Raw genomic sequence first — 22838 nt, 5'->3', positions numbered from 1 at the left:
GCTCTAAACTCGTCACTTAAATTAACCATGAATTAAAGGTAAAAAGCCTTATCCCTGGGTCTTAATTAAGGGGAATTATTGCTTCAGTATAGAACTGGTTATTCATCATTTCGCGAACTCATCACTCGCAATCCTTTTATGGCCACTGCCTTATTACCCTTTTGTATGGTGCGTATCTCCAGGTTGGGTAATGGACTAACAGTAATTACTCACTACATGCCCGTTGATGTTGTTGCAATTTACATGTTTTACAACGTGGGCGCCAAGAATGAGTACCAGGTATATTCGGGGGGGCTCACACTTAGTCGAGCACATGCTCTTCAGGAGGATTGAGGGAATAAAGGGTAGCGTGGACGAGCTCATCGAGGGGGGGGTTGGTGGTTATTTTAATGGCTTTACGAACTACGACTACACAGCCTACGTAGAGGTGCTGCCCACGGAATACGCCGAGTTGGGTTTTGAAATTGAGAGTAAGAGAATGGTAAATGCGGTTTTTGACCCAAGCGAATTCGAGCTTGAGAGGAAGATTGTGCTTAGTGAATTTGATATGAATGAGAATGACCCAGACTTCAGGCTCATGTATAGGGCCTCGATGATTGCCTGGGACACGCACCCGTATAGGTACGCAGTCATTGGCTTGAGAAGTGACCTAAACAGGGTGTCCAGGGATGAGTTGTTTAGGTATTATAGGCGTTATTACAACCCCAGTAATGCCGTATTGGTCGTGGTCGGCGGGTTAAGTGAGGATAAAGCCACGGAACTAGCCAATAGCACTTCGGCAATATAGGGTCTAGCGGTGAATCAGGGGGGGTCGTTAAGCCCTGGGATGATGGATTGCAGGGTAAGGTCAGGGTTGAGTTAAAGGCATCAAGTGGTGAAACACCCAGGTTACTAATAACCTTCAAGGTCCCTGGGATGCATGACATTGATGGCTTGAGAAGGCTTATTCTCATGGATTTCGTAGTTTCGGGCGATAGGGCCTTTGCATATGGCCTAACGAGTAGGGAACCCATGGCGGTCCCAAGGTCATCAAGGCTCTATAGGCTTGTTGAGGAGGGCCTTGGAGACGCTGTTTATAGTTATTATGAGGTGACGTACATGAATAACCTATACTCAATAATCATTTATAATGTTAAGGACCCCCCCGACAGGGTAATCGCAAGGATTGGGGAATTAATTATGGAGAGACCTAGCGAGGATGAGCTAAGCTTCGCTAGGGAGAGGATAAGGGCCAGGTTGGCCTTCTCCATGGACTCACCGAGTAAGTTAGGCCAGATTTATGGTTTGTCGCAGTTACTTATGAATGACCCAGGTAGGTTAATTTCGATAATTGAGGACGCCATGAAAGTGGGCGCCACCGAGTACGTGGATTTCGTGGATAAATTATTAGATAGGTCAATATCAATAATTTATAGGTGATGGGTACGGCGAATAAACTATTCATTAGGTCTCCCGTTAAGGACGTGGCTGTACTCGACATTAAATTAAACCTAGGCTCGCTGCAGGAATCTCGTCCTGGGATTGCGAATGTGTTAATACCACTGTGGAGGATGAGCAGTTACGCTAAGGAACTTGAGAGGATTGGAGTATCATTCTCCTTTGAGAAAGGGTTTGACGCACTAACCTAAGGGTTAAGGCTAGATACCCCCCCATTGTTGATAAAGCTGTGAAGCTCATTGAGGATATGCTACTGAGTCCAGTCATTGATAGGATTGATGATGCCATTAGAGAGGCGAGAACGAGCATAGGCATTAACAGAGAGGATACGGCCATTAGGTCTGTGGCGGAGGCATTGAAAGTATTATTTAATGATCACCCATACTCAAGGCACCCAATTGCTTATGATTATAAATTTATTGATATGACGAAGGGCCACATTAAAGATGCCATTGACGCATTGAGGGTATTATCACTAACTGTCGTGGCTCCAGAGGATTATTTAGAGATTAACCTGCCATTTACAAACTACGTTAAGGTACCCATTGACAGATTTGGGAGTGGTGATGTCGATATTAGGCTTGAGGGTAAGGTGCAGACCACGGTGGCCATTGCATACCCAAGTTATGACGTTATGGACCTTGAGGGCTCCTTCAGGGTTATGGTGATGAATACGATACTCGGAGGCATGGGTTTAGTATCGAGGCTTTACAGGGAGGTTAGGGTAAAGAGGGGGGGATTGGCCTACTATGCCTACTCCATGTACTGGCCGTTGGGCAGCTCAGGAGTCCTTATCGTAATGGCCGGTGTGCGTAGGGAAGTCCTTAAGGATGCCCTTAACGTCATGCTCAGCACTATGGGAGACTCTGTCGTTTCAGAGGAGGAGCTAAGGATGGCTATTAGGAATAGGGTTGGTAGGCTTAAGGTTACTGGCGAATCACCGGAGGGCATGGCGATGCTCCATTCAGTGATACCAACCTACGGCTTGCCAACTGATTATTACGAGAGGTTCATTAATTATATAAGTAGGTTAAGGCCTGAGGATATTTCAAGGGAATTAAGGAGTCTTTCGAAACCTGTCATTGCAGTGGTTGGTTAAAGTTATATAGGTTATTGGGATAAGGCTTATTAATACATAGGGTTTAGGAAGGACGTGAATTCCCTAAACCGGCGACTAGGAAACCCAGTAAAATCGCACTTGCCTACTCGGGGGGGTCTCGATACCACAGTAGCCATTCATTGGCTTAGGGAGAGGTTTAATGCGGAGGTTATAACGGTCACAGTTGATGTCGGGCAAGACGATGATTTCAGAGACATTGAGGAAAGGGCATATAGGCTGGCGCCACTAAGCATTACACGATAGATGCCAAGAGGGATTTTGCCGAGGGTCCCGTTGCAATGGCAATAATGGCCAACGCACTCTATGAGGACAGGTACCCATTGGGTACGGCATTGGCCAGGCCGTTAATTGCGAGAAGGTCGTTGAGGTAGCTAAGAGGGAGGGCTGTGACGCGGTTGCCCATGGATCAACCTCCAAGGGTAATGACCAGGTCAGGTTTAACGAGGCATTGATGGCCCTGGCACCCGATCTCATGATAATTGAGCCAGCGAAGATTTGGGGGGGAATGAATAGGGCTGAGGAGATTGAGTACGCGAGGAAACATGGCATACCAATACCTAACATACACGGTAGGTTTAGTATTGATGATAATCTATGGTCGAGGAGTATAGAGGTCGTGAGACTGACGACCCGGGTGTCGAGGTTCCTGAGGATGCCTTTAAGTGGACGGTATCACCTGAGAAGGTCAGCGAGCCGCTGATCCTTGAGGTTGAGTTCAGGGAGGGCCTACCCGTGGCGGTTAACGGTGAGAGGATGGGCATGGTTGGCATAATATCATTGCTTAATAAGGTTGTTGGTGCCCATGGCTTCGGTAGGTTGATCATATCGAGAATAGGGTTGTTGGATTTAAATCAAGGGAGGTCTATGAGGCCCCCCCGGCTGCATTAACCCTAATCGAGGTCCATAGGGACCTGGAGAAGCTTGTCTATACACCGCTTGAGTACAGGTTTAAGAAGATTGTTGACCAGGCCTGGACGGACCTGGTCTATGGTGGTCTATGGCATGAGCCACTGCGTGAGGAGCTTGAAGGCCTCATTAAAGCCATGAATAAGTGGGTTAGCGGTGTCGTTAAGGTTAAGGTCTTCGGTGGATTAACAATACTTGGTAGGGAGAGTCCATACGCAAGCTATAGTAAGGACCTCGTAGATTACGTGAGTGGTTGGTACCCAAGTGAGGAAGAGGCCAGGGGGGGCTTCATAAAGATGCACGTGCTGCATTCATTAACGGCCTATAGAGTTAGGCATAGAGCGTAAAGAGACTATTGTTAAAAATACCTCCTTAGTTAAATCAACTATATGGATTTGGAAAAGGTTAGGACAACCCACGTGGGTAGTTTACCAAGACCACCTAACCTATCTCCTCAAAACCTGGATAAGGCCATTGAGGATGTAGTTAGGATGCAAGTCGAGATTGGGCTTGACGAAATCAATGATGGGGGGGAGTACAGGCGTCAATCATTCATTAGCGACTTAACGGAATTACCTGGATTTGAGGTCACGGAATTATACTGGGAAAACTCAGCAGGTGATAGGAGGTTCATACCGGTCATATTGAGAAGCATAGAGTACGACCCAAGTAAGCCAATACTAGCTAGGGAGGTCGAGGGCATTAAGAGGGCCTTGGATAAATTGGGAGTTAGGAGGAGGATTAAGGTGACGATACTTGCACCAAGCTTCATGGCCAGGGTCTACCCAGACCCTGATTGGATGCCTGCAAGGCCTAAGGAGTTAATTGATAAGTACCGTCAGCGGGCTAAGCAGTATTATCCTACGGTTGATGATTACCTCGATGATGTCGAGAAAATAATAATTAACGAGGTTAGGGCAGCACTTAATGCGGGTGCTGATGTTGTCCAATTCGATGCGCCAGACATACTCCAGTTCGACGTGTATGGCGAGTATAACCCCCCCGATAAGAGTAAGGCTAAGGAGCGTGTTAGGAGGGCTGTGGAATTGAATAACGAGGTCCTCTCTAAATTACCTGCTGAGCATCTCGAGATCCACTCCTGCTGGGGAAATTTCAATAACTCCCAGTTCAATACACTTGGTCATTATGATGATGCGTTGCCCGAGCTCTACGATCTAAAGGTGGGTGTTCTCGGACCCTTCGAGGTATTTGATGGTATTAGGGATTTCGAGGAACTAAAGTACTTCAAACAGTACGCGGTACCAAGGGATAAGAAGTTGGCGTTGGGAATCGTCAGTGTTAAGTCAAGGAATGTGGAGCCAGTGGAGGTCATTAGGAGGAGGTACGAAGCAGCGCTGGAGGTGGTCAGTGGTGACCCGGGTAAGTTAATCGTAGCTCCAGGATGTGGTTTTGCCTCAAGTGCCACAAACCCTGTGCAAACCCTTGAATCTGCAAGACGAAAGTTGAGGAACATGGTGCTCGCGGTAAAGGGTTCCCAATGACTTAATATACTCAGGATAAACTTACTATATTCCGTTTAAGATAAATTAAATACCTGCCTAGATTTCCACTACCTAGGAGGGAATTTCATATGCAATTAGTGAAGCCGTGGTACGACCCTAAGGAGTACAAAAGGATTAGGATTGATGAGGCTAAGATTAAGTTAGAACTTGCTAAGAGATTCCTTAGCGAGGGATTGATCAGAAACGCTGCTGGCAAGGCGTTTCAGGCGTGGAAGGCCCTAGTGGCCGCATTGGCTGTTGACAGGAGGGATGAGTTGAGCAAGGTCTTTAGTGGTAAGGTTAGGTTGAGGGGGGGTAGGAGAGAGCGTGTTGATAGGGTTGATTGGGTAATAGCGGTTATGCCGACGAGTTACCTGAAGGATGTGGCAATGATCATCGGCGGCAGGGTTGACCTACTCACGGATAAGGCCTTATGGATCTATCAGTACCAATACAATGGACCTGACCCTGAAAGGGTCCTTAGCCCTTACGGAGATGATGATTCTGCTAGGAGAGATATTGAGACATTAATTAGGGGGGGGATGGAGGACATTCTACGTAGCATTGGTCAATGAAATACTTAAAACGTGATTTCTGACTTAACCCTGTGTATCGCAGGGAGTTACTTGGGGCTGGAAGTATTGATAAGATTAGTTATACGTCATCGATCATTGATGATTCCGAGATTTTTAAGTACGTGATAATTACTCTCATTGTTCATGTTAACGAGCTTGAGAGGGTTGGCGTTATTAATAATGATGTGGCTGGGAGGATTAGGGATGCCCTCAGGGATATTTGGCGTGGTGGTTATGAACCAGGCAGGCTTGTTGGTTATGAGGATGTGCATGAGTACATCGAGGCAGAATTAATCAGGAGATTGGGCAGCATAGGTGGTTGGGTCGGCATTGGTAGGTCTAGGAATGACCACGTGACAACGGCAATTAGGCTTAGGCTTAGGAGGGCTTTACTCGACTTAATACTCACCACGCTTAAGCTCAGGGAGGTCGTTCTGAGCAAGGCCGTTGAGGAGTATGATAAGGTGATAATAGGCTCAACCCATAGGCAGCCAGCCCAGGTAACGACGCTTGGTCACTACATGCTTTACCTAGACGACCTATCCAGGGACTTCCTCAGCGAGTTAATGCATGTCTACGAATTAATCAATAGGTCGCCACTGGGCTCAGGCCCGCTTGCTGGTACCATGGTTAGTATTGACAGATTTAGGGAGGCTGCAGAACTGGGTTTTGATGGTGTTGTTGATAATACAATATATGCGACGGGCTCCAGGTACTTCGTAATATCCGCGGCCTCGGTGGTAGTTAATTACCTGGTGGAGGTTGGCAGGTTCATTAATAACCTTGAGATGTGGTTGATGCCCCCCCAGCTAAGTTACGTGAGTGCTGACCCGAGTCACCTCGCCACGAGTAGTATCATGCCGCATAAGAGGAACCCAGCCACCCTGGAGGTTTTTAGGGCTAGGATTGGGGGGGAGGCCGTGGGGGGGCATTTGATGGCCATGTACTCGATACTTAGGCCCGTAGAATCTGGCTATCAGCTTGACCTGCAGGAATTGACTAGGCACCTATGGCTTATTATTAAAATAGCCCTTGAGGGCCTCTCGATATTCATGGATTTCATCAACAGCATTAAGGTTAATGAGGAGGGTGTTAAGGAGTCACTGGGTAAGTACGTGGTTACGGCTGCTGAGTATGCAGAGACCGTATCGATGAGGGAGGGTAGGCCGTTTAGGGACGTGTATAGTGAGGTCGCTAGGGAGTTGAGGAGCGGCATTAAGGTTGGCCTTGATGTTATTGAGTCACTAATGAAGCCTGTACATGGTTCATCAAATCCACGTTCGGTTATTGAGAATGCTAAGGCCAGGCTTGGTGAGGTTAGGGAGTTAATGGCTAGGGTTAATTCAATAATGGGTAGGCTTAATGAAATTGAGAATAAACTACTTGGTTACTAGCTAATTTCGGTCTCAAGCAATTCCTCGATCACGTATTTACCACCACCTCTCAACCACTCAAAGGCTCTCGTTAGCTCAAGCCCGAGGCTTGGGTGTAGTATTATTGGTGTTGCGGTATCCGCAGCCAGTCTACGTGTGGCATAGTCCTTATTCATAGTATCGCCCCCCCCAGTCATGAGTATATCCACGGAGCCTTGTTTAAGCATGGCCCTAACCTCCCCCCCAGTATCGTCTAAAACCGTGAGCCACCTGCTCAGGCGATTTCTTATTTCGTCGATTGCCTTAACGTATTGCTCATCGTATGTATAAACCAGGGCGTTTTTACTTGGGATTCTCGATGGCGTGGTCGATAACCAGGCCTTAAGTAATGCCTCCTCAAAGGCCTTACCACTCGATGCCACCTCACCCGTACTATACATCACAGGCCCAAGCCTCGGGTATGAACCCCCCCTAACCCTACTCCAGGCGAATTGACTTGCCTTAACCCACCAGCGCCTTGGCCTAAGCACGATGAATTCCCTATCCATGCCCAGGCCACTTAATGCAGCCTTTACGGACAAATTCATTAGGTTAACACCAGTGGCCTTGCTGGTGAAGGGCATTGACCTACTGGCCCTCACGTTAGCCTCAATCACGTATAGCTTATCCCCCCCGGCAATGAACTGTATGTTGAATGGCCCAACAATGCCTAATGCCTTAGCGATTCTCAATGAGCCTCGGCCATTCTAATTCTCCAATTGTCATCTAACCTATAATCAACACCTCTCGGTGGTATTACCATGGTACTATCGCCGGAGTGCACGCCAGGTGGTTCTATGTGTTCCACGGGCACAACGATCACGGAATTACCATCACCAACACCATCAACCTCAGCCTCAATACCATCACCGATGAATTTGGACACAACCACGGGGGGGTGCTCGGGGGGGCTTATCCTAGCTGCCTTATTAACGTAATTGAGTAGTTCCTGCCTATTCCTGGCAATGCCCATGTACGTACCACCAAGCACATAACTGGCCTAACAATTACTGGGTAATCAAGCCACCTCTCCACAAGCCCTATCAACTCCTCAATAGTTGATGCGTAGGCCCAGGGTGGTTGGTCAAGGCCTAACTCATCGAGTAATTTCGAGAACTTGGACCTATCCTCTGCCAGATCCACGGACTCCGGTCTCGTGCCCAGTATCCTGACATTCTCAATTAGCCAGGACCTAGCCTTGCCATAGAGTCTCTGTCCAATCTGGCCCCCCCAGCCCATAGCACCACGAACTTGGGCCTCTCCTTAATTAGTATGTTCCTTAGGGTTTCTGGGGGTTAATTGGTCGAAGAAGAGTTTATCCGCGAAGTCCCAGTCCGTGGATACGGTCTCTGGGTTGTAATTCAACACCCCAACCCTGTAACCAAGTCTCTTAAGCATGAGTACTGTATTAACCACGGACCAATCAAACTCAACACTAACGCCAATCCTAAAGACACCGGCGCCCGTGACTACGACATCAACGCCAGGCCCTGCATCATCATCAACCTCACCACCATGCGTTAAGTATAGGTAGTTCGTGGCCGCAGGCCACTCCCCGGCTAAGGTATCGATTTGTTTAATCACGGGTAATTTTTTCTCCGGTTCATTGCCAAGAGCATTCCTTAGCTGTTCCTCGCTAAAACCGAGTATGTAGGCTTCCTCAAGCGGTAATGGTTCGCCCCTCCTTAATCCCTCGTAGAAATCCACAACCCTCTTAATCGCGTATAGGAAGAACTTGTCAACGCCGGTCCACTCATTAATATCATCAACGGAGAAGCCCTCCCTAAGAAGCACAGCCGCGTACAGGAACCAGTAGGGCTTCCTCTCCTTAACCATTTTCACAGCCTCTTCAATACTTGCCTCATGGTATATCCTACCACCCACGAGGCCTGGCTCACCAATGTCAAGCATCCTCACTGCCTTCTGCCAAGCCTCCTCAAGCGTCCTCCCAATGCCCATGACCTCGCCAATACTCATCATTTCAGGGCCCAGGGGGGGCTCATCAATGCCAAACCTATCGCTCTCCCACCTCGGTATCTTAACTACTATGTAGTCAAGGCTTGGTTCAAAGGCGGCCACGGTCTTGCCGGTCACCTTATTAATCAACTCACTTAGCCTATAACCAAGCGTCAGCTTAGCCGCTATATACGCCAGTGGGTACCCCCCCGAGGCCTTACTCGCCAGGGCGCTTGATCTACTCATCCTTGGGTTTGTCTCTATTACGTACATCTCCGGGCCCCCCCTGGGATTAATAGCAACCTGCACGTTGCACTCACCGACTAGGTTTATCGCGTTTGCAACGCCAATGGAGATTAACCTAGCCCTCTGGTACTCATCATTTGTTAATGTTAGGCAGGGCGCAACAACCACTGAGTCGCCCGTGTGCACGCCCATGGGGTCTATGTTCTCCATGCAAACCACGGCCACTGACTCCCCCCCATACTGATCCCTCATGACCTCGAACTCGATCTCCTTCCAACCGCCTATGTACTTCTCAACGAGAACCTCCTTAATCTCGCTCATGGCCAATGCCTTATGATACTTATTAACTAACTCATCATCGCCATGTGCAACGAAGGCACCTGCACCACCTAGGTTAAAGGATACCCTGGCAAGCACTGGGTAGCCCAATTCCCTGGCCGCTGATAAGGCCTCCTCAAGTGAGTACGTGGTCTTTGATGGTAGTACCGGTATCCCATACTTACTCATTAGGTCTTTAAACAATTGCCTACTCAGGGCTGACCTAACGCCATCTATTGGCGTTCCCAGAACCCTAATGCCATACTTCCTAAGAATTCCTAAATCGTTGAGACTTATGCACGCCGACAACGCTGTCTGGCCACCGAAGCCGCAGGCAATTGCATCAGGTCTTTCCTTCTCAATAACCATTTCCAGGAACTCAGGCTTTATGGGCATCAGGTAAACCCTATCTGCAAATACACGCGTTGTTTGTACTGTGGCAACATTTGGATTAACGAGGACCGTAGTTAAGCCCTCCTCCTTATACGCCTTAAGCGCCTGTATCCCCGAGTAATCGAATTCCGCAGCCTCCGCAATCTTAATGGGGCCGCTACCAATCACTAGGACCTTCCTAACGTCCATGGTTGATCACCATCCTCGCGAACTCATCAAAGACCCAATTAGCGTCTAAGGGGGCCGGGCTTGGACTCGGGGTGGAACTGCGTTGTTAGTATTGGCAATCTATCATGAATCAGCCCCCCCTCCACCGTATTATCATCAGGCTGTATAGCCCATACCCTGAAACCTGTGCCCTTTATGCTCTGTGGGTCAATGGCATATCCATGGTTGTGGGTCGTTATGTAGACCCTATTCCTAATTAGGTCCAGTACTGGTTTATTGATTGCCCTATGCCCATACCTCATCTTGTAGATCCTAGCCCCCCCAACGCCTAGGGCAATTACCTGGTGTCCTAGGCATATCCCTAGGGTTGGTTTTCTATCCCTAATCACATCGGTAACAACATCGCTTAAATAGGTCAGTAGGTTTGGGTTGCCAGGGCCATTACTAAGGAGGATTCCATCACAGTCATTTAAGGCGTTCTTCCACATGTGGCATGGGTACCTAACGACCCTAAAGCCCCCCCTGTTTAGTAGGTTCCTTACAATACTCATCTTAACGCCGCAGTCAATAATACCAATGCAGGGCTTATCATCATCGCCATACTTAATCGGCGTACTTGGCGAGACTAATCTCGTGAAATCAACATCATCATACCTAGGCGCATCCCTAAGAAGCTTTACGGCCTTATTTACATCATCGGCTATCGCACCCATCATTACGCCAACCTCCCTTAGCTTAACCGTTAACGCCCTGGTATCAATCCTATAAATGCCTGGTATACCCTCCTTCTTAAACCACTCGTTAAGGCTCATGATCGACGTGTAGTGACTGGGCATTGTTAAGTCAAAAATAACAGCGCCACTCACCTGAATTGAGTCGCTCTCCCACTGGTCTGGCGATGTGCCGTAATTACCTATTAATGGGCTTGTGAACACGAGTATTTGCCCTCTATATGATGGGTCCGTCAAGGATTCCGGATAACCAACATTAGCTGTTGTAAACACTACCTCGCCAACAGCATCGTTATTAGCGCCAAAGGCATAGCCACGGTACACGCTCCCATCCTGAAGTACGAGGTACCTCCTCAAACCGAATCATTCACACGGGCTTGTTATAAATATTTTATAAGCTTTGCCCTTAAGACATTTACAGTACCGTATTGGATACATAATGTATATATACTTGCTCAAAACAAGACTTCAATGCGCGGTTTTTCCCAATCAATAACCTTCCTAAGGGAGAGCCCCCCCACGAGGAGAATCGACGCTATCAGGGAGAGACTAAAGCGAGAGAGAAGGGATATCATAAACCTATCTGCCGGTCAACCGGGTCTACCGCCACCAATTGAGATAAGGTCCTTACTGGCTAAGCAACTGGTTGAGGATAACAGCATGGAACTTACGGATACACACCGAGCCAGGGTATTATTGAGTTAAGGGAAGCCGTTTCTGAGGATTTAAGAAGACTTGGTAGCATTGATGTGAGTCCAGATAATGTAGTGATCATAGCGGGTGGTCAGGAGGGCATATTTGCAACGTTCATGACGATCCTAAATCCAGGCGATGAAGTTGTTCTCCTGGACCCCCCCACGTACTTCGGCTACAAACCAATTATTGAGTACTTCGGTGGTAGGGTAAAAAGGATTGGTTTGAGTATGGATGACGGATTTAAGATTGATATTGAGAAACTTAAGGAGTTAGTAACCAATAAGACGAAGGCTTTGGTAATAGTATCTCCAGACAATCCAACGGGTAATATTATCGATAAGAACACCGCCAAGGCCATAGCCGATCTAGCCATGGATAGGGACTTCTGGATAGTGTCCGATGAGGCATATAGGACGTTAATTTACGAAGGTGAACACGTATACATATATAAATATGCGCCTGACCACGTAATCTCAATAAATACATTCTCGAAGGATCCAGGAATACCAGGTTGGAGGTTGGGCTTCATCTACGGACCAAGCGATGCAATACCCAAGTTGAAGCTAGCCGCTGAGGAGATGACATACTGCCCACCCGTTATTGCCCAGAAGTTCGTGGCCGCGTACCTCAGGTCCGAGGCCAGGATGAAGCACCTTAAGTACATAATCGAGGAGTATAGGTCAAGGAGGGACGCTGCAGTTGAGGCATTGAGGGTGTACTTGCCCGAGTCCAGGTTTATTGTTCCAAAGGGCTCCATGTTCATCTTCGTTGATTTATCGAGGTATATCAGGGATTCCGAGAAATTTGCTGAGTTGCTTCTTGAGAAGTATGGTGTAACCGTGATACCAGGCACGTACTTCAGTGACATTTATAGATCAGCGATTAGGATATCCTTCGTGGTAGAGAGCATTGAGAGAATACGCATGGGCATTGAGAGGATTAGTGAGGCCGCTAATGAATTAAGAGGCTTGTTGTAGCTTTCGCTTCTAAATATTAAACCGATGTTTTCATTATGGCAATATTTATAATATTGATAACCAGCCACTTAATGATGCTAATAATAGTGAAGGTGGGTGGGTCCGTAATAAGGAAGGGGGGGTTGATAACCTCGTTAAGGAAGTACCTGGTTTAATCAATAATGGCCATAGGGTGATTCTAATTCATGGTGGTGGTTACTTCATAAATGAGCTAATGGAGAGAATGGGGGCTTAAGCCCAAGTTCGTAACAAGCCCCAGCGGGGGGGTTACGAGCAGGTACACAGATCAAGAGACTTTGCGTGCCTACGTCATGGGTATGATGTACCTAAATAAGGACTTGGTGAGTAGGTTGCAAGGCGTTGGGGGGGTTAACGCCATCGGGCTTTCTGGAGTTGACGGTGGCCTACTGAGGGCTAGGAGGAGGGAGTCGATGATAATAATTGATGAGAGGGGGGGTAGGGAGAGGGTTGTTGATGGTGGTTACACAGGTAAGATAGAGAGTGCGAATAAGGACTTCATAATGAAACTACTTAATGATGGTTTCACGCCGGTGATAGCGCCAATAGCCATGGATAATAAGACTGGTGGTCCATTAAATGTTGATGGAGACCAAGCACTCGAGATACTCTCACTCTTCTTAATGCCTAAATACGCGGTGATTCTTACGGATGTTGATGGTGTTCTCATAAATGGAAAGGTCATTAATAGGGTAAGCGCCGCTGAGGCGCAGGATTTGTTTAAGAATCCGGAGGTTAGGGGGGGTGGTATGAAGAGGAAGGTCTACACGGCGGCCCAATTGGCCAGTAAGGGCGTATATGCGATAATCTCCAATGGCGTGATCGATAAGCCAATCATGTCTGCAATTAATGGTGTTGGCACTCACGTAATCCCAACAGGTAATTCCTGAGAATATATATCCTGCCCATTGACTTATAAAACCTCCTGCTATTAGCCGCAATGCTTAAATAGCTATATTCACGTAGTAACGTGATGCCAACAAAGGTTTCCTGCCAGGTCTGTGGGGGGGCAGACATAGAAATACCAGATGATGTACTTGATGGTGAGTTGGTCAGCTGCCCAAGTTGCGGTCAGAAGTACCAAGTGGTTATTCAGAATGGCTTAATACAGTTGAAGCTGATTAAGGTTGAGGAGGAGGACTGGGGGGGTGAATAATTGCTGAGGGGGGGTGGTTCTGATTGAAGTCGTACACTTCCTCTACGATGCCATAAGGCTTGACGAGAAGCTGCTCATTAGGGAGTTCGATAATTTAGGCATTAATTATAGGCTTGTGAGTGCTGAGGACTTAACCTTTGAGTTTCCTGGAGCTAATGAGGTTGCCACAGCATTTATAAGGACTGTCAGTCAGCACAGGACTCAATTATTATCGCAATTGTATGAAGCCATTGGTGGTAAATCAATAAATCCCTACATATCAATAATGATTGGCAATAACAAGGCGGTCACGCTGGCTATACTCAATCGATTTGGTGTTCCAATACCAAACACTATAGTGGCCTTATCCAGTGAGTCCGCGATGAAGGCCCTAGGCGTTGTTGGGTCCCCCCCGGCCATTGTTAAGCCTGTCCACGGTTCCTGGGGAAGACTCGTAAGCCTAGTGGGTAGTAGGGAGGATCTAATGCTCCTCGCAAGGCATAGAAGTTCCATGGAGAATCCCCCCCAGTATGAGACGTATCTAGTTCAGGAGTTCATTAGGAAGCCCGGTAGGGACATTAGGGTGACTGTGGTTGGTGACGAGGCGGTGGCAGCGATTTATAGGTATGCGGTTAATGATGATTGGAGGACGAACACCGCGAGGGGGGGTGGTAAGGCGGAGGCCGTGAGGATTGATCCGGAGCTTGAGGACATAAGTGTCAAGGCTACTAGGGCCGTTGGTGCTTACTACGCTGGTGTTGATGTTGTTGAGTCTGACGGTGGTTATAAGGTCCTGGAGGTCAACACAGTGCCTGAGTTCAAGAATGTGCAGAGGGTGACAGGTGTTAATGTGGCTAGGCGAATAGCGGAGTTGGTAATGGGCATTGTTAAGAGGGGGGGTTGACGATGTTCAGTGACGAGGCCAAGTTAAAATTACTCATGGAGGCCCTGAACATTTACTCACCCACGGGTGATGAGCATGAGTTGGCGGAATTCCTTACGGAATTACTAATTATGAATGGTTTTGAGGCTAGAATTGACGAGGTTGGTAATGTAATCGCCATTAAGGGTGATGGAGAGCCCGTCCTATGGCTTCATGCTCACATGGATACGGTGCCTGGCTTCATAGAGGTTAGGCGTGAGGGTAATAAAATCATTGGTAGGGGGGCCAGCGATGATAAGGGCCCGTTAATGGCCATGTTGCTGGCATTCATGGAGAGCGAATTGAGTAGAGGAACTCTCGTGCTTACGGCCGTCGTACATGAGGAGGGTGATAGCCTAGGCACTAGGTATTTGATAAGTGGTAATCACGTGCCGAGGCCCACGGGTATTATTGTTGGTGAGCCTACGGGGGGGATTGATAAGGTGGTTGTCAAGTACAGGGGGGGCGGTACTAGGCTTGAGGTTAATGTGAGGACTAGGGGGGGCGGCCATGCATCAAATCCAGACCTGGGCTCTAACTCCATACTCATTGCAATGAATGTGTACAGGGATTTGTGGAATACGTTAATGGCTGGTACATCCTACGAGAACTTTCTCGTGACGCCAACAATAATGAACTGCGGCGAGGCCGAGAACATGATACCAAGTAACTGCAGCTGATACTCGACGTTAGGATACCACCTGGGAAATCATGTAAGGATGTTGAGGCGGGAATTAATGAGTTACTGGGTAAGTATGGAGGATTAATCACCATAAACATGAGGTGGTGCACTGAACCCGTCGAGGTTTCAATCAATAATACAAGCGCTAGGGCAGTGTCTAGGGCAATAATTAAGGTATTAGGTAAGGGACCCACCCCCCCGGCCAGGAAATGGGGTACAAGTGATATGAATGACCTGGCATTATTGACAAAGAACATGGTTGCGTATGGGCCTGGCGATGGAGCGTACTCACACTCGTTTGAGGAATACATATTTGTTGAGGATTACCTTAGGGCCATAGATATATATAAGCAGGCGATAGTTGAATTTATGAATATTTATAAATAGTATTGTTTTTTAAGCCATATTTATTATTAGGGGGTAAAATTTATAAATTATTTATTTTACGAAAAACCTGGGTGGTTCTAATTGAAGCACTTAACAACCAGGGTTCACTAGCCCGGGAAAATAATGAGTCGTTAATACGACTATTGAAGCACGAGGGTATTGAGTACAAGGAGTTGGAGTATGCTGATCTTAATCAATGGCCCTTACCGCCTAGGTTAATAACTGATGGGATTAATATCGATCCAGAACCACCTGGGCGCTTATTCATAACCGACACGACGTTTAGGGATGGGCAACAAGCCTTCTACGTTTATTACTCAATAAATGATGCTGTTAAATTGTTTAGGTTATTGGCTGATTTAGATAATGGAAGCGGCAAAATAATTAGGAGCGAATTCTTCCTATACACTGGTAGGGATAGAGAGCTTGTTAAGGCAGTTAGGGACTTAGGCCTTGAATGGCCCAGGGTAATTGGTTGGGGGGGGCAGGGCTAGGGTTGAGGATGTGAGGCTCGTTAAGGAGGCAGGCCTTGATGAAATGGTTATGTTAATGTCGATATCTGACATACACATTAGGTATAAGTTCAATTCCACGAGGGATAGAGTCGTGGCTAAGTACCTAGAGGTTGCGGAGTACGCGTTGAGGGAGGGTATTAGGCTTAGGTGCTCCCTTGAGGACGTGACCAGGTCTGACGTGGTCGGCTTTGTAATACCCTTTGTGGAGAAGCTACTTAAGCTTGGGGGAGAGGTATGGCGTTGAGATCACGATAAAGCTACCAGACACAACAGGCGTTGGCGTACCCTACCCATTCGCGCCACTGCCCTATAGCGTACCAAAGCTCGTGTGGGTCCTTAGGAAGGTGTTGGGAATACCCAGCGAGTCCCTGGAGTTCCATGGTCATGGCGATTACTACATGGCAGTACCCAACGCAGTCGCTGCCTGGCTTTACGGTGCGTCCATAAACAATGGAACGCTATTGGGCATTGGAGAAAGGGCTGGTAATGTGCCATAGAGGCCTTGGTAATTTGGTATGCCAGGCTTAGGGGGGGTTCCTTTGATGGAATGAATCCCAGGGTGATTAGTAAGATAGCCGAGGAATTCCGAAGTCTTAATTACCCAGTGCCGAGGTATCAACCACTGGTTGGCGAGAATGCCTTTACAACAGCAGCGGGTATACACGTCGATGCTCAACTGAAGAATCCAATGACGTATCTATCAATGGATCCCACCGTAATTGGTCGCGAGGCGAATATATTGGTTGGGCCGTACTCAGGCAGGTCATCGATAGAGTACTGGCTAAAGAAGCGTGGTATAGAACCAACACCGCAACTCATTGATGCGGTCTATAAGAGGATCATGCATCTTTACGATAATGGCTTAAGGAGGGAGCCGTTAGGTGATGAGGAATTGAATAACATACTTAATGACATCATGATGAGTCTGACAGGACAGACCTAAGAGCCCTAACCGCTGTCTCTAAATCATCATCAGTTATGCAGTAAGGTGGTAGTAACCTCACGGTAGTCCCACCAGCAACACTCGCCAGTAGTCCAGCACTCATTAATTTATCAATGTACGGATCAGCCCTCTTCTTAAGTTCAATACCCATCATAAGTCCCATGCCCTTAATTCTCAAGACTGTTTTCAAGCCATTAAACTCATCCTCTAGTATCCTCATTAACTTATCACCCATAGCCCTCGCCCTATCAGGCACATCCTCATTAACCAGGACCTCAACCCCCTGCCCTAGCCGCAGCCATAACGAGTGGATTACCTGCGAAGGTACTACCGTGCTCCCCAGGTTCGAAAACGTCACCGAACTCCCTCCTAACGACTGCCACTCCGATTGGTAACCCACCGGCTATTGACTTACCCGCTGTGAATATGTCAGGCTCTACGCCGTAATTCTCAAAGGCCCAAACACGCCCAGTCCTGCCAAACCCGGTCTGGACCTCATCAAATATAAGCAACACATTCCTCTCCCTCGTCACCTGCCTAAGGGCCCTTAGGAACTCAGGCCTTGCTGGGTTAACACCGCCCTCGCCCTGTATTGGCTCAACAATCACAGCTGCTAAATCCTCAGTCACCAACTTATCCACCTGGTCAACCACGTTGAATGGTGCGAACCTGACCTTATACGGCATTGGTTCGAAGGCCCTCCTATACTTCTCATTACCGGTTACCGAGAGGGAACCCATCGTCCTGCCATGGAATGAGTTCAGGAATGCCAGGAACTCAGCCTTTTTAGTAATTTTCCTCGCTATCTTAAGGGCGACCTCCACGGCCTCGGTACCGCTATTCTGTAGGAATACCTTGCCGAAACTACTCGGTACGACCCTCATGAACTCCCTAATGAACTCGGCCCTCGTCTCGTTATAGAAGGTCAGTGGTACCGTGATTATTTTATCAAGTTGGTCCTTGATGGCGTTTATGATCCTTGGATTCCTATGGCCGAGGAATGCAACGCCAAAGCCCGTGTGCATGTCCAGGTACTTATTATTGTTTGAGTCCCAAACATACTGCATGTAGCCCTTGACAATGTTTATGGTCTTCTTGCTGTAGTACCTAGCCAGGTACTCATCCTCAAACCTAAGTAGGTCATTGCTCATTGAGTGATCACCTCCTGGCAGTATTTATCACATACTCAGCTATTTTACGCGCAATATTAATGCCCGAGACGCTCATGAGGCCCTTAAACTCAGGTATTGCGTTGACCTCATTAACCATGTAACCAGTCTCATTGCTATATAGTAGGTCGACGCCTGCGTAATCAAGGTCAAGGGCCTTCACGGCCTTAATGGCAATTTCATAAGCGTCTGCACTAAGCTTGAGTGCGTGAGCAACCCCACCCCTGGCAACGTTACTCCTCCAATCACCTGGGCTTGGTTTCCTAACCATCGACGCAACCACCTCATCACCAATTATAAAGACTCTGTAGTCAGTACCATCGCCAATGAATGGCTGAATCATGGCAATCTTTGAGTAGGCATCACCCACGGCCTTATGCCTAAGCAACAGTACTAACTCATCGTGATTGCCCACTAGGCTTACGAGTCTTCCCCCCCAGGAACCGTGGACAGGCTTAACAATGGCCGGATAATTAACACCATCATACTGCGTATCCACCGATAGTAAGAGCCTTGTTGGGACGGTGGGTATACCTGCCTTAGCCAATGTTGAGATGGCAATGGCCTTATTCCATGAATTCTCTATGGCCAGTCCCTTATTAATAGTCTTAACACCCTGGATGTTTAGAATACGGGCAATTAAACCCGCCTTCGTATGGCTCATGGACCTCACGAGGACTATGCCGAGGTCATCACCCCCCCCTCATTAAGGTTAAGAGATATGTTATCAATATTCACTAGAGCAACGTTGGCGCCAAGGTCCCTAAGCTCCCTAAGTATTAGCCTTTCCTCAATTCTCATTGTGTCATAAAGTATGGAAACCGTTCCATCACTCCCACAGGTTACCCACTAAATACACTATATAAACATTTCCTTTACTAACAATAACACGTTTATAACCCCTGCAATAGTAAAGAAAATATTTAAAAGTCTCATTGCTACGGTAAGCACAGGTGGTGGTCATTGAAGCAGGAACCACGGTCAACCAAGACATCACGCTTGTACTCAGTAAGTACGGTCCAGTAGAGCAGAAAATACACAATGATCTAGTAAATAGGGGCTTCAGGGTTACCATAATAAATACTAGAGATGATGAAGTGAAACGCGGGAATAGCAAGGCTGTGCTGCTCCTCGATGATACCTTTGAGGCCCTCGTAATATCCAGCTTGTTTGAGGATACGTTAAATCCACGTGGCGCCTACGTGCTAGCTATTAACAGAGCCGCACTGTTTAGGGAACTCTCCAGGCTGGGTTACCCAACGCCCGAGATAAGTGTTGCGTTAAATCCCAACGTGGTTGGTAAGGTAATTAGGGGGGGGCTTGGCAGGGCTTACTTGGCTACACCATCACCGGCGTTAAGTCTCGATGGTTTAGTAACCACGTGGGAAGGTGGTAAATCAGTGGCTGAGCATAGGATGTACATGGCTAATCCGCTGGCCAGAATTAACATGGTTATTAAGGCGCCAGACAAAATCATTAACGTGCAAGTCATCGGTGATGAGTGTATTGGTTGCGGCGACCTAAAGCCCTGGGTTTTGAAGCTTTCAAGGAACATTGGGTGCATTATGTGTACGTACACAATAGGCGCCTATGGTAATGAGCACCTAATCCTTGGTGTAGAACCCAGGATTGAATTAACAATGGATGTCGTGAATAACGTGGTGAACACAATAGCGAGGTGGTTCAATGGTGAGTGGTAAGTACAAGGCATGCGTCGTAGGGGGGGCCAGCGGGGGGGTCACCGGCGGTGAGTTACTTAGGTTATTGCTTAACCACCCGGGTATTGAACTTGCCTGCGCAACCTCGAGGGAGTTTAAGGGCGAGTACATATTTAGGGTTCACCCAAACCTTAGGGGGGGCAGGACAAACCTAACTTTCAGTGACTCCACGATTGACGCCATACTCAAAAAGGAGGTTGACGTAGTATTCCTGGCGCTGCCACATGGCAGAGTATTGAGTGGGTTCCAAAGCTCTACGAGGCTGGACTAACCGTGATTGACCTATCCGCGGACTTCAGGCTTAAGGACCCAAATGCCTACGTTGAGTGGTACGGGTGGGAGAAGCCACACCCATACCCAGACCTACTTAAGAAGGCCGTTTATGGGCTTCCCGAGTTACATAGGGAGGAATTAAGAAACGCCAAGTTAATAGCCGTGCCTGGGTGCATGGCAACCGCAGCCATAATATCCCTAGCACCTATGGTGAAGGCTGGTCTCGTGGATACTGAGAGGATTGTGGTTGATGCGAAGATATCGAGCTCAGGCGCCGGCGCACACGCGCCCAGGCTCGACCTACACCCCCTTCAGGACATACGTGATTAGGCCCTACGAGGTTGTTCACCACAGGCACACGGCAGAAATAGAGCAGGAACTAAGCCTACTAATTAATAAGCAGGTACGCGTAGCATTCACCCCACACGCCGTAGACCTAGTCAGGGGGGGGATACTAACCACGGCACACGCGTGGTTAACGAAATCTGTGCAGGAGCCAGACGTGTGGAAGCCATTAGGGCCATGTACAGTAATGAACCATTCATCAGGATTGTTAAGGATAGAGCAGGCTTTCAGAGGTATCCGGACGTTAAGTACGTGATAGGGTCGAACCTGGTTGACATAGGCTTCGAAATAGACAATAGGTTAAACAGGCTTGTGATCCTAGCCGCAATAGACAACCTAATGAAGGGCGCGTCAGGACAGGCAGTGCAGGCAATGAACGTGGCCCTAGGCTTCCCCCCCGAAACAACCGCACTAGAACATGTTCCACTCTATCCCGTTTAGCACTAATTAAAGCACAAACTACTTTTTAAGTAAGGCTTTATACTGAGTGTAGAGTGATTTCGACAACGTCAATACCTAAGAGCTTAATTAATGAGACCATGAAGAGGGGGTATTGACATAATATCAAAGGTATTAAACCTAAAAGTGAACGGTCTAAGGTTCACCTTGAGCTTGCCGAGAGGTTCCTGAGGGAGGGCGTTGAATTGGTCAGTAGGGACCCCCCCGTGCAGGCAAGCGAGAAGCTCTACAAGGCCGCCGAGGAGGCCATCAAGGCGATGGCCATAGCCCTAGGCCCAGGGAGGTAAACAACAACGTTGCTATTCGACGCCGTGAGCTCAATAAGTAGCAAGCCCAATAGGGGAGGTTAGGCTTTGGTGGGGGGGTAGGGCGTGGTTTCTGCATATGGAAGGATTCCATGAGGCAAGGTTGAAGCGAGGCAGATTAGGGAGGATATAGGATACGTGGAGGACTTGGTAAAACTTGCAAGAAGTATTGTGAAATAGCACCATTAGGTCCTTGATGCATCGCCTTTACCAGTCCTGGCGAGGCTACTCCTATATTCAAGGCTATGTTTTGCCAACTCCTCGAGTGCCTCGGGGTTTTTCCTGATCAACTCCTCAACAATCGATAAGTATCTAGCGACTCTCACGGCATTCGGCGATATTTCTCTAAGCTCTTCGCCGTCAAGTACCACGTAGTGTCTCCTGGGTATGTCCTCATTGAGTATGTACTCAGCCTCGTTGACCGATGCGTGAAGTAATGCACAGTGTGGGCTACCATCTATCGAGACTATCATTATCGACCTCGGCCTTGACGATCGAACCATGCTCGCTATTTTACCGTAAAGCGCCGAGTGCTCACGCTCAGGACAGGCGAGCAGCACTACCTTATTCTTCGAAATCTCTTGATAGAGTTTCGGGTTTACGAAGGGTAGGCAAGCAGCGACTATCGCAACGTCAGCGCCCCCCCTTAACCTGCTAGCCTTAACCCATGTGCTCCAGACCCAAGTCTCATCCATTAGCCTCACCCTTAACTTTCTTAATTTGCTGCATCACCATGAGCATTGGGCAGTAACCGCCGCACATTGTACAACCCTTAACCCTGGGCTCCCCGTACTGCGTATACACGGCCCAGGCCCTATCTGGATCTATTAATTTGGATATCATTTCCCTCCACATAAGCCTACCCCTTAACCTACTGACCTCGTCATCCCAGGCCCTGGCTCTCCTGCCAAGCTTTATCGTGTCCGCCACGTGAGCCGCCACTTTAAAGGCTATTACACCTTCCTCAACTTGCTTTGGCGTTGGTAAGCCCAGGTGCTCAGCAGGTGTTAGGTAGCATAGTAAGTCCGCGCCGGCTGCCCCCAGCAATTGCGGCGCCAATGGCGCCGGCGATGTGGTCGTAGGGGGGGGCAGCCACATCGGTAGGTAACGGCCCCAGGACGTAGTACGGCGCGCTATCCGTTAACTTCTTCATTAGCTTAACATCCCAAACAATCTCGTTAAGTGGTACATGTCCTGGACCCTCAACCATCACTTGAACCCCCCCGGCCTTCCTAGCCTCTTCACCAGTCTCGCCGCCTCGATTAGTTCCGCTATGTGGAACTCGTCGTGGCTGTCTGCCGTGGCTCCTGGGCGTAGGGCATCGCCTATCGAGATGATGGCGTCGTACTCCTTAAAGAGCTCAAGCACATAGTCCCACCTGGCGTAGAATGGGTTCTCAGCATTATTATGGAGCATCCAGCCAATGAGCATATCCCCCCCACCCCCCCTAGAGACGATGGGTATGACCCTATCGCTCTTCAAAGCCTTAATTGCTAATTCCCTGGTGACGGCTGCATGTATGGTCATGAA

The 22838-nt window shown here is 48.2% G+C and carries 22 protein-coding genes and 9 pseudogenes; 23 read left to right on the top strand and 8 right to left on the bottom strand.

Annotation, left to right across the window (positions count from 1 at the left end; all coding sequences use genetic code 11):
• Window positions 1–165: 165 nt before the first annotated feature.
• The 11 genes and pseudogenes from JCM11216_RS17595 to JCM11216_RS07075 all read left to right on the top strand — a co-directional run bounded on the left by JCM11216_RS17595 (window position 166) and on the right by JCM11216_RS07075 (window position 6934).
• On the top strand, window positions 166–333 hold the full coding sequence (locus JCM11216_RS17595; RefSeq protein WP_243675644.1) for a hypothetical protein: 168 nt from the start codon (window positions 166–168) through the stop codon (window positions 331–333).
• Window positions 314–787, top strand: coding sequence for an insulinase family protein (locus JCM11216_RS07115; protein ID WP_054853760.1), 474 nt, complete (start codon window positions 314–316; stop codon window positions 785–787). Before JCM11216_RS17595 ends, JCM11216_RS07115 begins: the two co-directional genes overlap by 20 nt.
• 47 nt (window positions 788–834) lie before the next feature.
• The gene (locus JCM11216_RS07110; protein ID WP_054853759.1) at window positions 835–1419 is read left to right on the top strand and encodes a hypothetical protein; all 585 of its coding nucleotides are present in this window, start codon (window positions 835–837) and stop codon (window positions 1417–1419) included.
• The gene (locus JCM11216_RS07105) at window positions 1416–1628 is read left to right on the top strand and encodes a hypothetical protein (protein WP_054853758.1); all 213 of its coding nucleotides are present in this window, start codon (window positions 1416–1418) and stop codon (window positions 1626–1628) included. The genes JCM11216_RS07110 and JCM11216_RS07105 overlap by 4 nt, the downstream gene beginning before the upstream one ends.
• Window positions 1629–1666: 38 nt before the next feature.
• A complete protein-coding gene (locus JCM11216_RS07100) occupies window positions 1667–2536 on the top strand; it encodes an insulinase family protein (RefSeq protein WP_054853757.1) in 870 nt (289 codons plus the stop codon).
• A 54-nt stretch (window positions 2537–2590) separates the two neighbouring features.
• A pseudogene (locus JCM11216_RS17590) lies at window positions 2591–3257 on the top strand (argininosuccinate synthase).
• A complete protein-coding gene (locus JCM11216_RS17585; RefSeq protein WP_243675643.1) occupies window positions 3152–3445 on the top strand; it encodes an argininosuccinate synthase in 294 nt (97 codons plus the stop codon). The pseudogene JCM11216_RS17590 and the gene JCM11216_RS17585 overlap by 106 nt, the downstream one beginning before the upstream one ends.
• Window positions 3382–3810 carry an argininosuccinate synthase gene (locus JCM11216_RS17580; RefSeq protein WP_243675715.1) on the top strand — a complete coding sequence of 143 codons (429 nt, stop codon included), beginning with the start codon at window positions 3382–3384 and terminating at the stop codon, window positions 3808–3810. The genes JCM11216_RS17585 and JCM11216_RS17580 overlap by 64 nt, the downstream gene beginning before the upstream one ends.
• A 42-nt stretch (window positions 3811–3852) precedes the next feature.
• Window positions 3853–4965, top strand: coding sequence for a cobalamin-independent methionine synthase II family protein (locus tag JCM11216_RS07085; RefSeq protein WP_054853755.1), 1113 nt, complete (start codon window positions 3853–3855; stop codon window positions 4963–4965).
• An 89-nt stretch (window positions 4966–5054) separates the two neighbouring features.
• Window positions 5055–5540: a PaREP1 family protein gene (locus tag JCM11216_RS07080; protein WP_054853754.1), complete on the top strand. Its 486-nt coding sequence runs from the start codon at window positions 5055–5057 to the stop codon at window positions 5538–5540.
• Window positions 5541–5572: 32 nt separating this feature from the next.
• Window positions 5573–6934 carry a lyase family protein gene (locus tag JCM11216_RS07075; RefSeq protein ID WP_054853753.1) on the top strand — a complete coding sequence of 454 codons (1362 nt, stop codon included), beginning with the start codon at window positions 5573–5575 and terminating at the stop codon, window positions 6932–6934.
• Here the strand turns inward: JCM11216_RS07075 and carB are convergent.
• Both carB and carA read right to left on the bottom strand, forming a co-directional pair.
• Window positions 6931–10054 (bottom strand): annotated as a pseudogene (gene carB, locus JCM11216_RS07070) (carbamoyl-phosphate synthase (glutamine-hydrolyzing) large subunit). The gene JCM11216_RS07075 and the pseudogene carB sit on opposite strands and share 4 nt — an antisense overlap.
• Window positions 10044–11088: pseudogene (gene carA / locus JCM11216_RS07065) on the bottom strand (glutamine-hydrolyzing carbamoyl-phosphate synthase small subunit). The pseudogenes carB and carA overlap by 11 nt, the downstream one beginning before the upstream one ends.
• Window positions 11089–11235: 147 nt before the next feature.
• Here carA and JCM11216_RS07060 point away from each other — a divergent pair.
• The 9 genes and pseudogenes from JCM11216_RS07060 to JCM11216_RS17555 all read left to right on the top strand — a co-directional run bounded on the left by JCM11216_RS07060 (window position 11236) and on the right by JCM11216_RS17555 (window position 17039).
• Window positions 11236–12437 (top strand): annotated as a pseudogene (locus JCM11216_RS07060) (pyridoxal phosphate-dependent aminotransferase).
• A 284-nt stretch (window positions 12438–12721) separates the two neighbouring features.
• A pseudogene (locus JCM11216_RS07055) lies at window positions 12722–13345 on the top strand (acetylglutamate kinase); the annotation flags it as partial.
• A gap of 83 nt (window positions 13346–13428) precedes the next feature.
• Window positions 13429–13611, top strand: coding sequence for an alpha-aminoadipate/glutamate carrier protein LysW/ArgW (locus JCM11216_RS07050; RefSeq protein WP_054853752.1), 183 nt, complete (start codon window positions 13429–13431; stop codon window positions 13609–13611).
• 13 nt (window positions 13612–13624) lie between these two features.
• Window positions 13625–14494 (top strand): lysine biosynthesis protein LysX, encoded by an 870-nt coding sequence (gene lysX, locus JCM11216_RS07045; RefSeq protein ID WP_054853751.1) that lies wholly within the window; start codon window positions 13625–13627, stop codon window positions 14492–14494.
• 2 nt (window positions 14495–14496) lie between these two features.
• Entirely contained in the window at window positions 14497–15192 is a 696-nt protein-coding gene (locus JCM11216_RS17575; RefSeq protein ID WP_243675642.1) for a M20/M25/M40 family metallo-hydrolase, read from the top strand.
• A gap of 98 nt (window positions 15193–15290) precedes the next feature.
• Entirely contained in the window at window positions 15291–15581 is a 291-nt protein-coding gene (locus JCM11216_RS17570; RefSeq protein WP_243675641.1) for a M20/M25/M40 family metallo-hydrolase, read from the top strand.
• A 71-nt stretch (window positions 15582–15652) separates the two neighbouring features.
• Complete coding sequence (locus tag JCM11216_RS17565; protein ID WP_243675640.1) at window positions 15653–16075, top strand: hypothetical protein; 423 nt, start codon at window positions 15653–15655, stop codon at window positions 16073–16075.
• Window positions 16076–16124: 49 nt separating this feature from the next.
• A pseudogene (locus JCM11216_RS17560) lies at window positions 16125–16593 on the top strand (hypothetical protein).
• A gap of 5 nt (window positions 16594–16598) precedes the next feature.
• Complete coding sequence (locus JCM11216_RS17555; protein WP_243675639.1) at window positions 16599–17039, top strand: hypothetical protein; 441 nt, start codon at window positions 16599–16601, stop codon at window positions 17037–17039.
• Here the strand turns inward: JCM11216_RS17555 and JCM11216_RS07030 are convergent.
• A pseudogene (locus JCM11216_RS07030) lies at window positions 17011–18190 on the bottom strand (aspartate aminotransferase family protein). The gene JCM11216_RS17555 and the pseudogene JCM11216_RS07030 sit on opposite strands and share 29 nt — an antisense overlap.
• Before the next feature lie 7 nt (window positions 18191–18197).
• On the bottom strand, window positions 18198–18872 hold the full coding sequence (locus JCM11216_RS07025) for a RimK family alpha-L-glutamate ligase (RefSeq protein WP_243675638.1): 675 nt from the start codon (window positions 18870–18872) through the stop codon (window positions 18198–18200).
• 289 nt (window positions 18873–19161) lie between these two features.
• Here JCM11216_RS07025 and JCM11216_RS07020 point away from each other — a divergent pair, with 289 nt between their 5' ends.
• The 3 genes and pseudogenes from JCM11216_RS07020 (at window position 19162) to JCM11216_RS07010 (ending at window position 21488) form a co-directional block, all read left to right on the top strand.
• A complete protein-coding gene (locus JCM11216_RS07020) occupies window positions 19162–19908 on the top strand; it encodes a hypothetical protein (protein ID WP_054853749.1) in 747 nt (248 codons plus the stop codon).
• A pseudogene (gene argC / locus JCM11216_RS07015) lies at window positions 19895–20985 on the top strand (N-acetyl-gamma-glutamyl-phosphate reductase). The gene JCM11216_RS07020 and the pseudogene argC overlap by 14 nt, the downstream one beginning before the upstream one ends.
• A 122-nt stretch (window positions 20986–21107) precedes the next feature.
• Window positions 21108–21488, top strand: a pseudogene (locus tag JCM11216_RS07010) (PaREP1 family protein).
• A gap of 5 nt (window positions 21489–21493) precedes the next feature.
• Here the strand turns inward: JCM11216_RS07010 and JCM11216_RS07005 are convergent.
• The 4 genes from JCM11216_RS07005 to JCM11216_RS17540 form a co-directional block, all read right to left on the bottom strand.
• Window positions 21494–22003, bottom strand: coding sequence for a hypothetical protein (locus tag JCM11216_RS07005; protein ID WP_054853819.1), 510 nt, complete (start codon window positions 22001–22003; stop codon window positions 21494–21496).
• Window positions 21996–22367, bottom strand: coding sequence for a phosphomethylpyrimidine synthase ThiC (locus tag JCM11216_RS17550; protein WP_243675637.1), 372 nt, complete (start codon window positions 22365–22367; stop codon window positions 21996–21998). The genes JCM11216_RS07005 and JCM11216_RS17550 overlap by 8 nt, the downstream gene beginning before the upstream one ends.
• Complete coding sequence (locus JCM11216_RS17545) at window positions 22306–22518, bottom strand: phosphomethylpyrimidine synthase ThiC (RefSeq protein ID WP_243675636.1); 213 nt, start codon at window positions 22516–22518, stop codon at window positions 22306–22308. Before JCM11216_RS17545 ends, JCM11216_RS17550 begins: the two co-directional genes overlap by 62 nt.
• Window positions 22518–22838: phosphomethylpyrimidine synthase ThiC (locus JCM11216_RS17540; RefSeq protein ID WP_243675635.1), on the bottom strand; the 321-nt coding region annotated here is incomplete at its 5' end. The genes JCM11216_RS17540 and JCM11216_RS17545, both read right to left, overlap by 1 nt.

It is taken from the genome of Vulcanisaeta distributa JCM 11216 (assembly GCF_001315985.1).
GTDB lineage: Archaea > Thermoproteota > Thermoprotei > Thermoproteales > Thermocladiaceae > Vulcanisaeta > Vulcanisaeta distributa_E.
The sequence above is the reverse complement of the archived record's forward strand: the minus strand, read 5'-3'. Positions and strand labels throughout refer to the sequence as shown.

Excerpts from the sequence above, each read along its gene's own strand:
- JCM11216_RS07115 (WP_054853760.1), top strand. The coding sequence starts at position 314 with ATGCTCTTCAGGAGGATTGAGGGAATAAAGGGTAGCGTGGACGAGCTC.
- JCM11216_RS07005 (WP_054853819.1), bottom strand. The coding sequence starts at position 22,003 with ATGGATGAGACTTGGGTCTGGAGCACATGGGTTAAGGCTAGCAGGTTA.
- JCM11216_RS07025 (WP_243675638.1), bottom strand. The coding sequence starts at position 18,872 with ATGAGCCATACGAAGGCGGGTTTAATTGCCCGTATTCTAAACATCCAG.
- JCM11216_RS07050 (WP_054853752.1), top strand. The coding sequence starts at position 13,429 with ATGCCAACAAAGGTTTCCTGCCAGGTCTGTGGGGGGGCAGACATAGAA.
- JCM11216_RS17575 (WP_243675642.1), top strand. The coding sequence starts at position 14,497 with ATGTTCAGTGACGAGGCCAAGTTAAAATTACTCATGGAGGCCCTGAAC.
- JCM11216_RS17545 (WP_243675636.1), bottom strand. The coding sequence starts at position 22,518 with ATGGTTGAGGGTCCAGGACATGTACCACTTAACGAGATTGTTTGGGAT.
- JCM11216_RS17595 (WP_243675644.1), top strand. The coding sequence starts at position 166 with ATGGTGCGTATCTCCAGGTTGGGTAATGGACTAACAGTAATTACTCAC.
- JCM11216_RS17570 (WP_243675641.1), top strand. The coding sequence starts at position 15,291 with ATGAGGTGGTGCACTGAACCCGTCGAGGTTTCAATCAATAATACAAGC.
- JCM11216_RS07080 (WP_054853754.1), top strand. The coding sequence starts at position 5,055 with ATGCAATTAGTGAAGCCGTGGTACGACCCTAAGGAGTACAAAAGGATT.
- JCM11216_RS17585 (WP_243675643.1), top strand. The coding sequence starts at position 3,152 with ATGGTCGAGGAGTATAGAGGTCGTGAGACTGACGACCCGGGTGTCGAG.
- JCM11216_RS07085 (WP_054853755.1), top strand. The coding sequence starts at position 3,853 with ATGGATTTGGAAAAGGTTAGGACAACCCACGTGGGTAGTTTACCAAGA.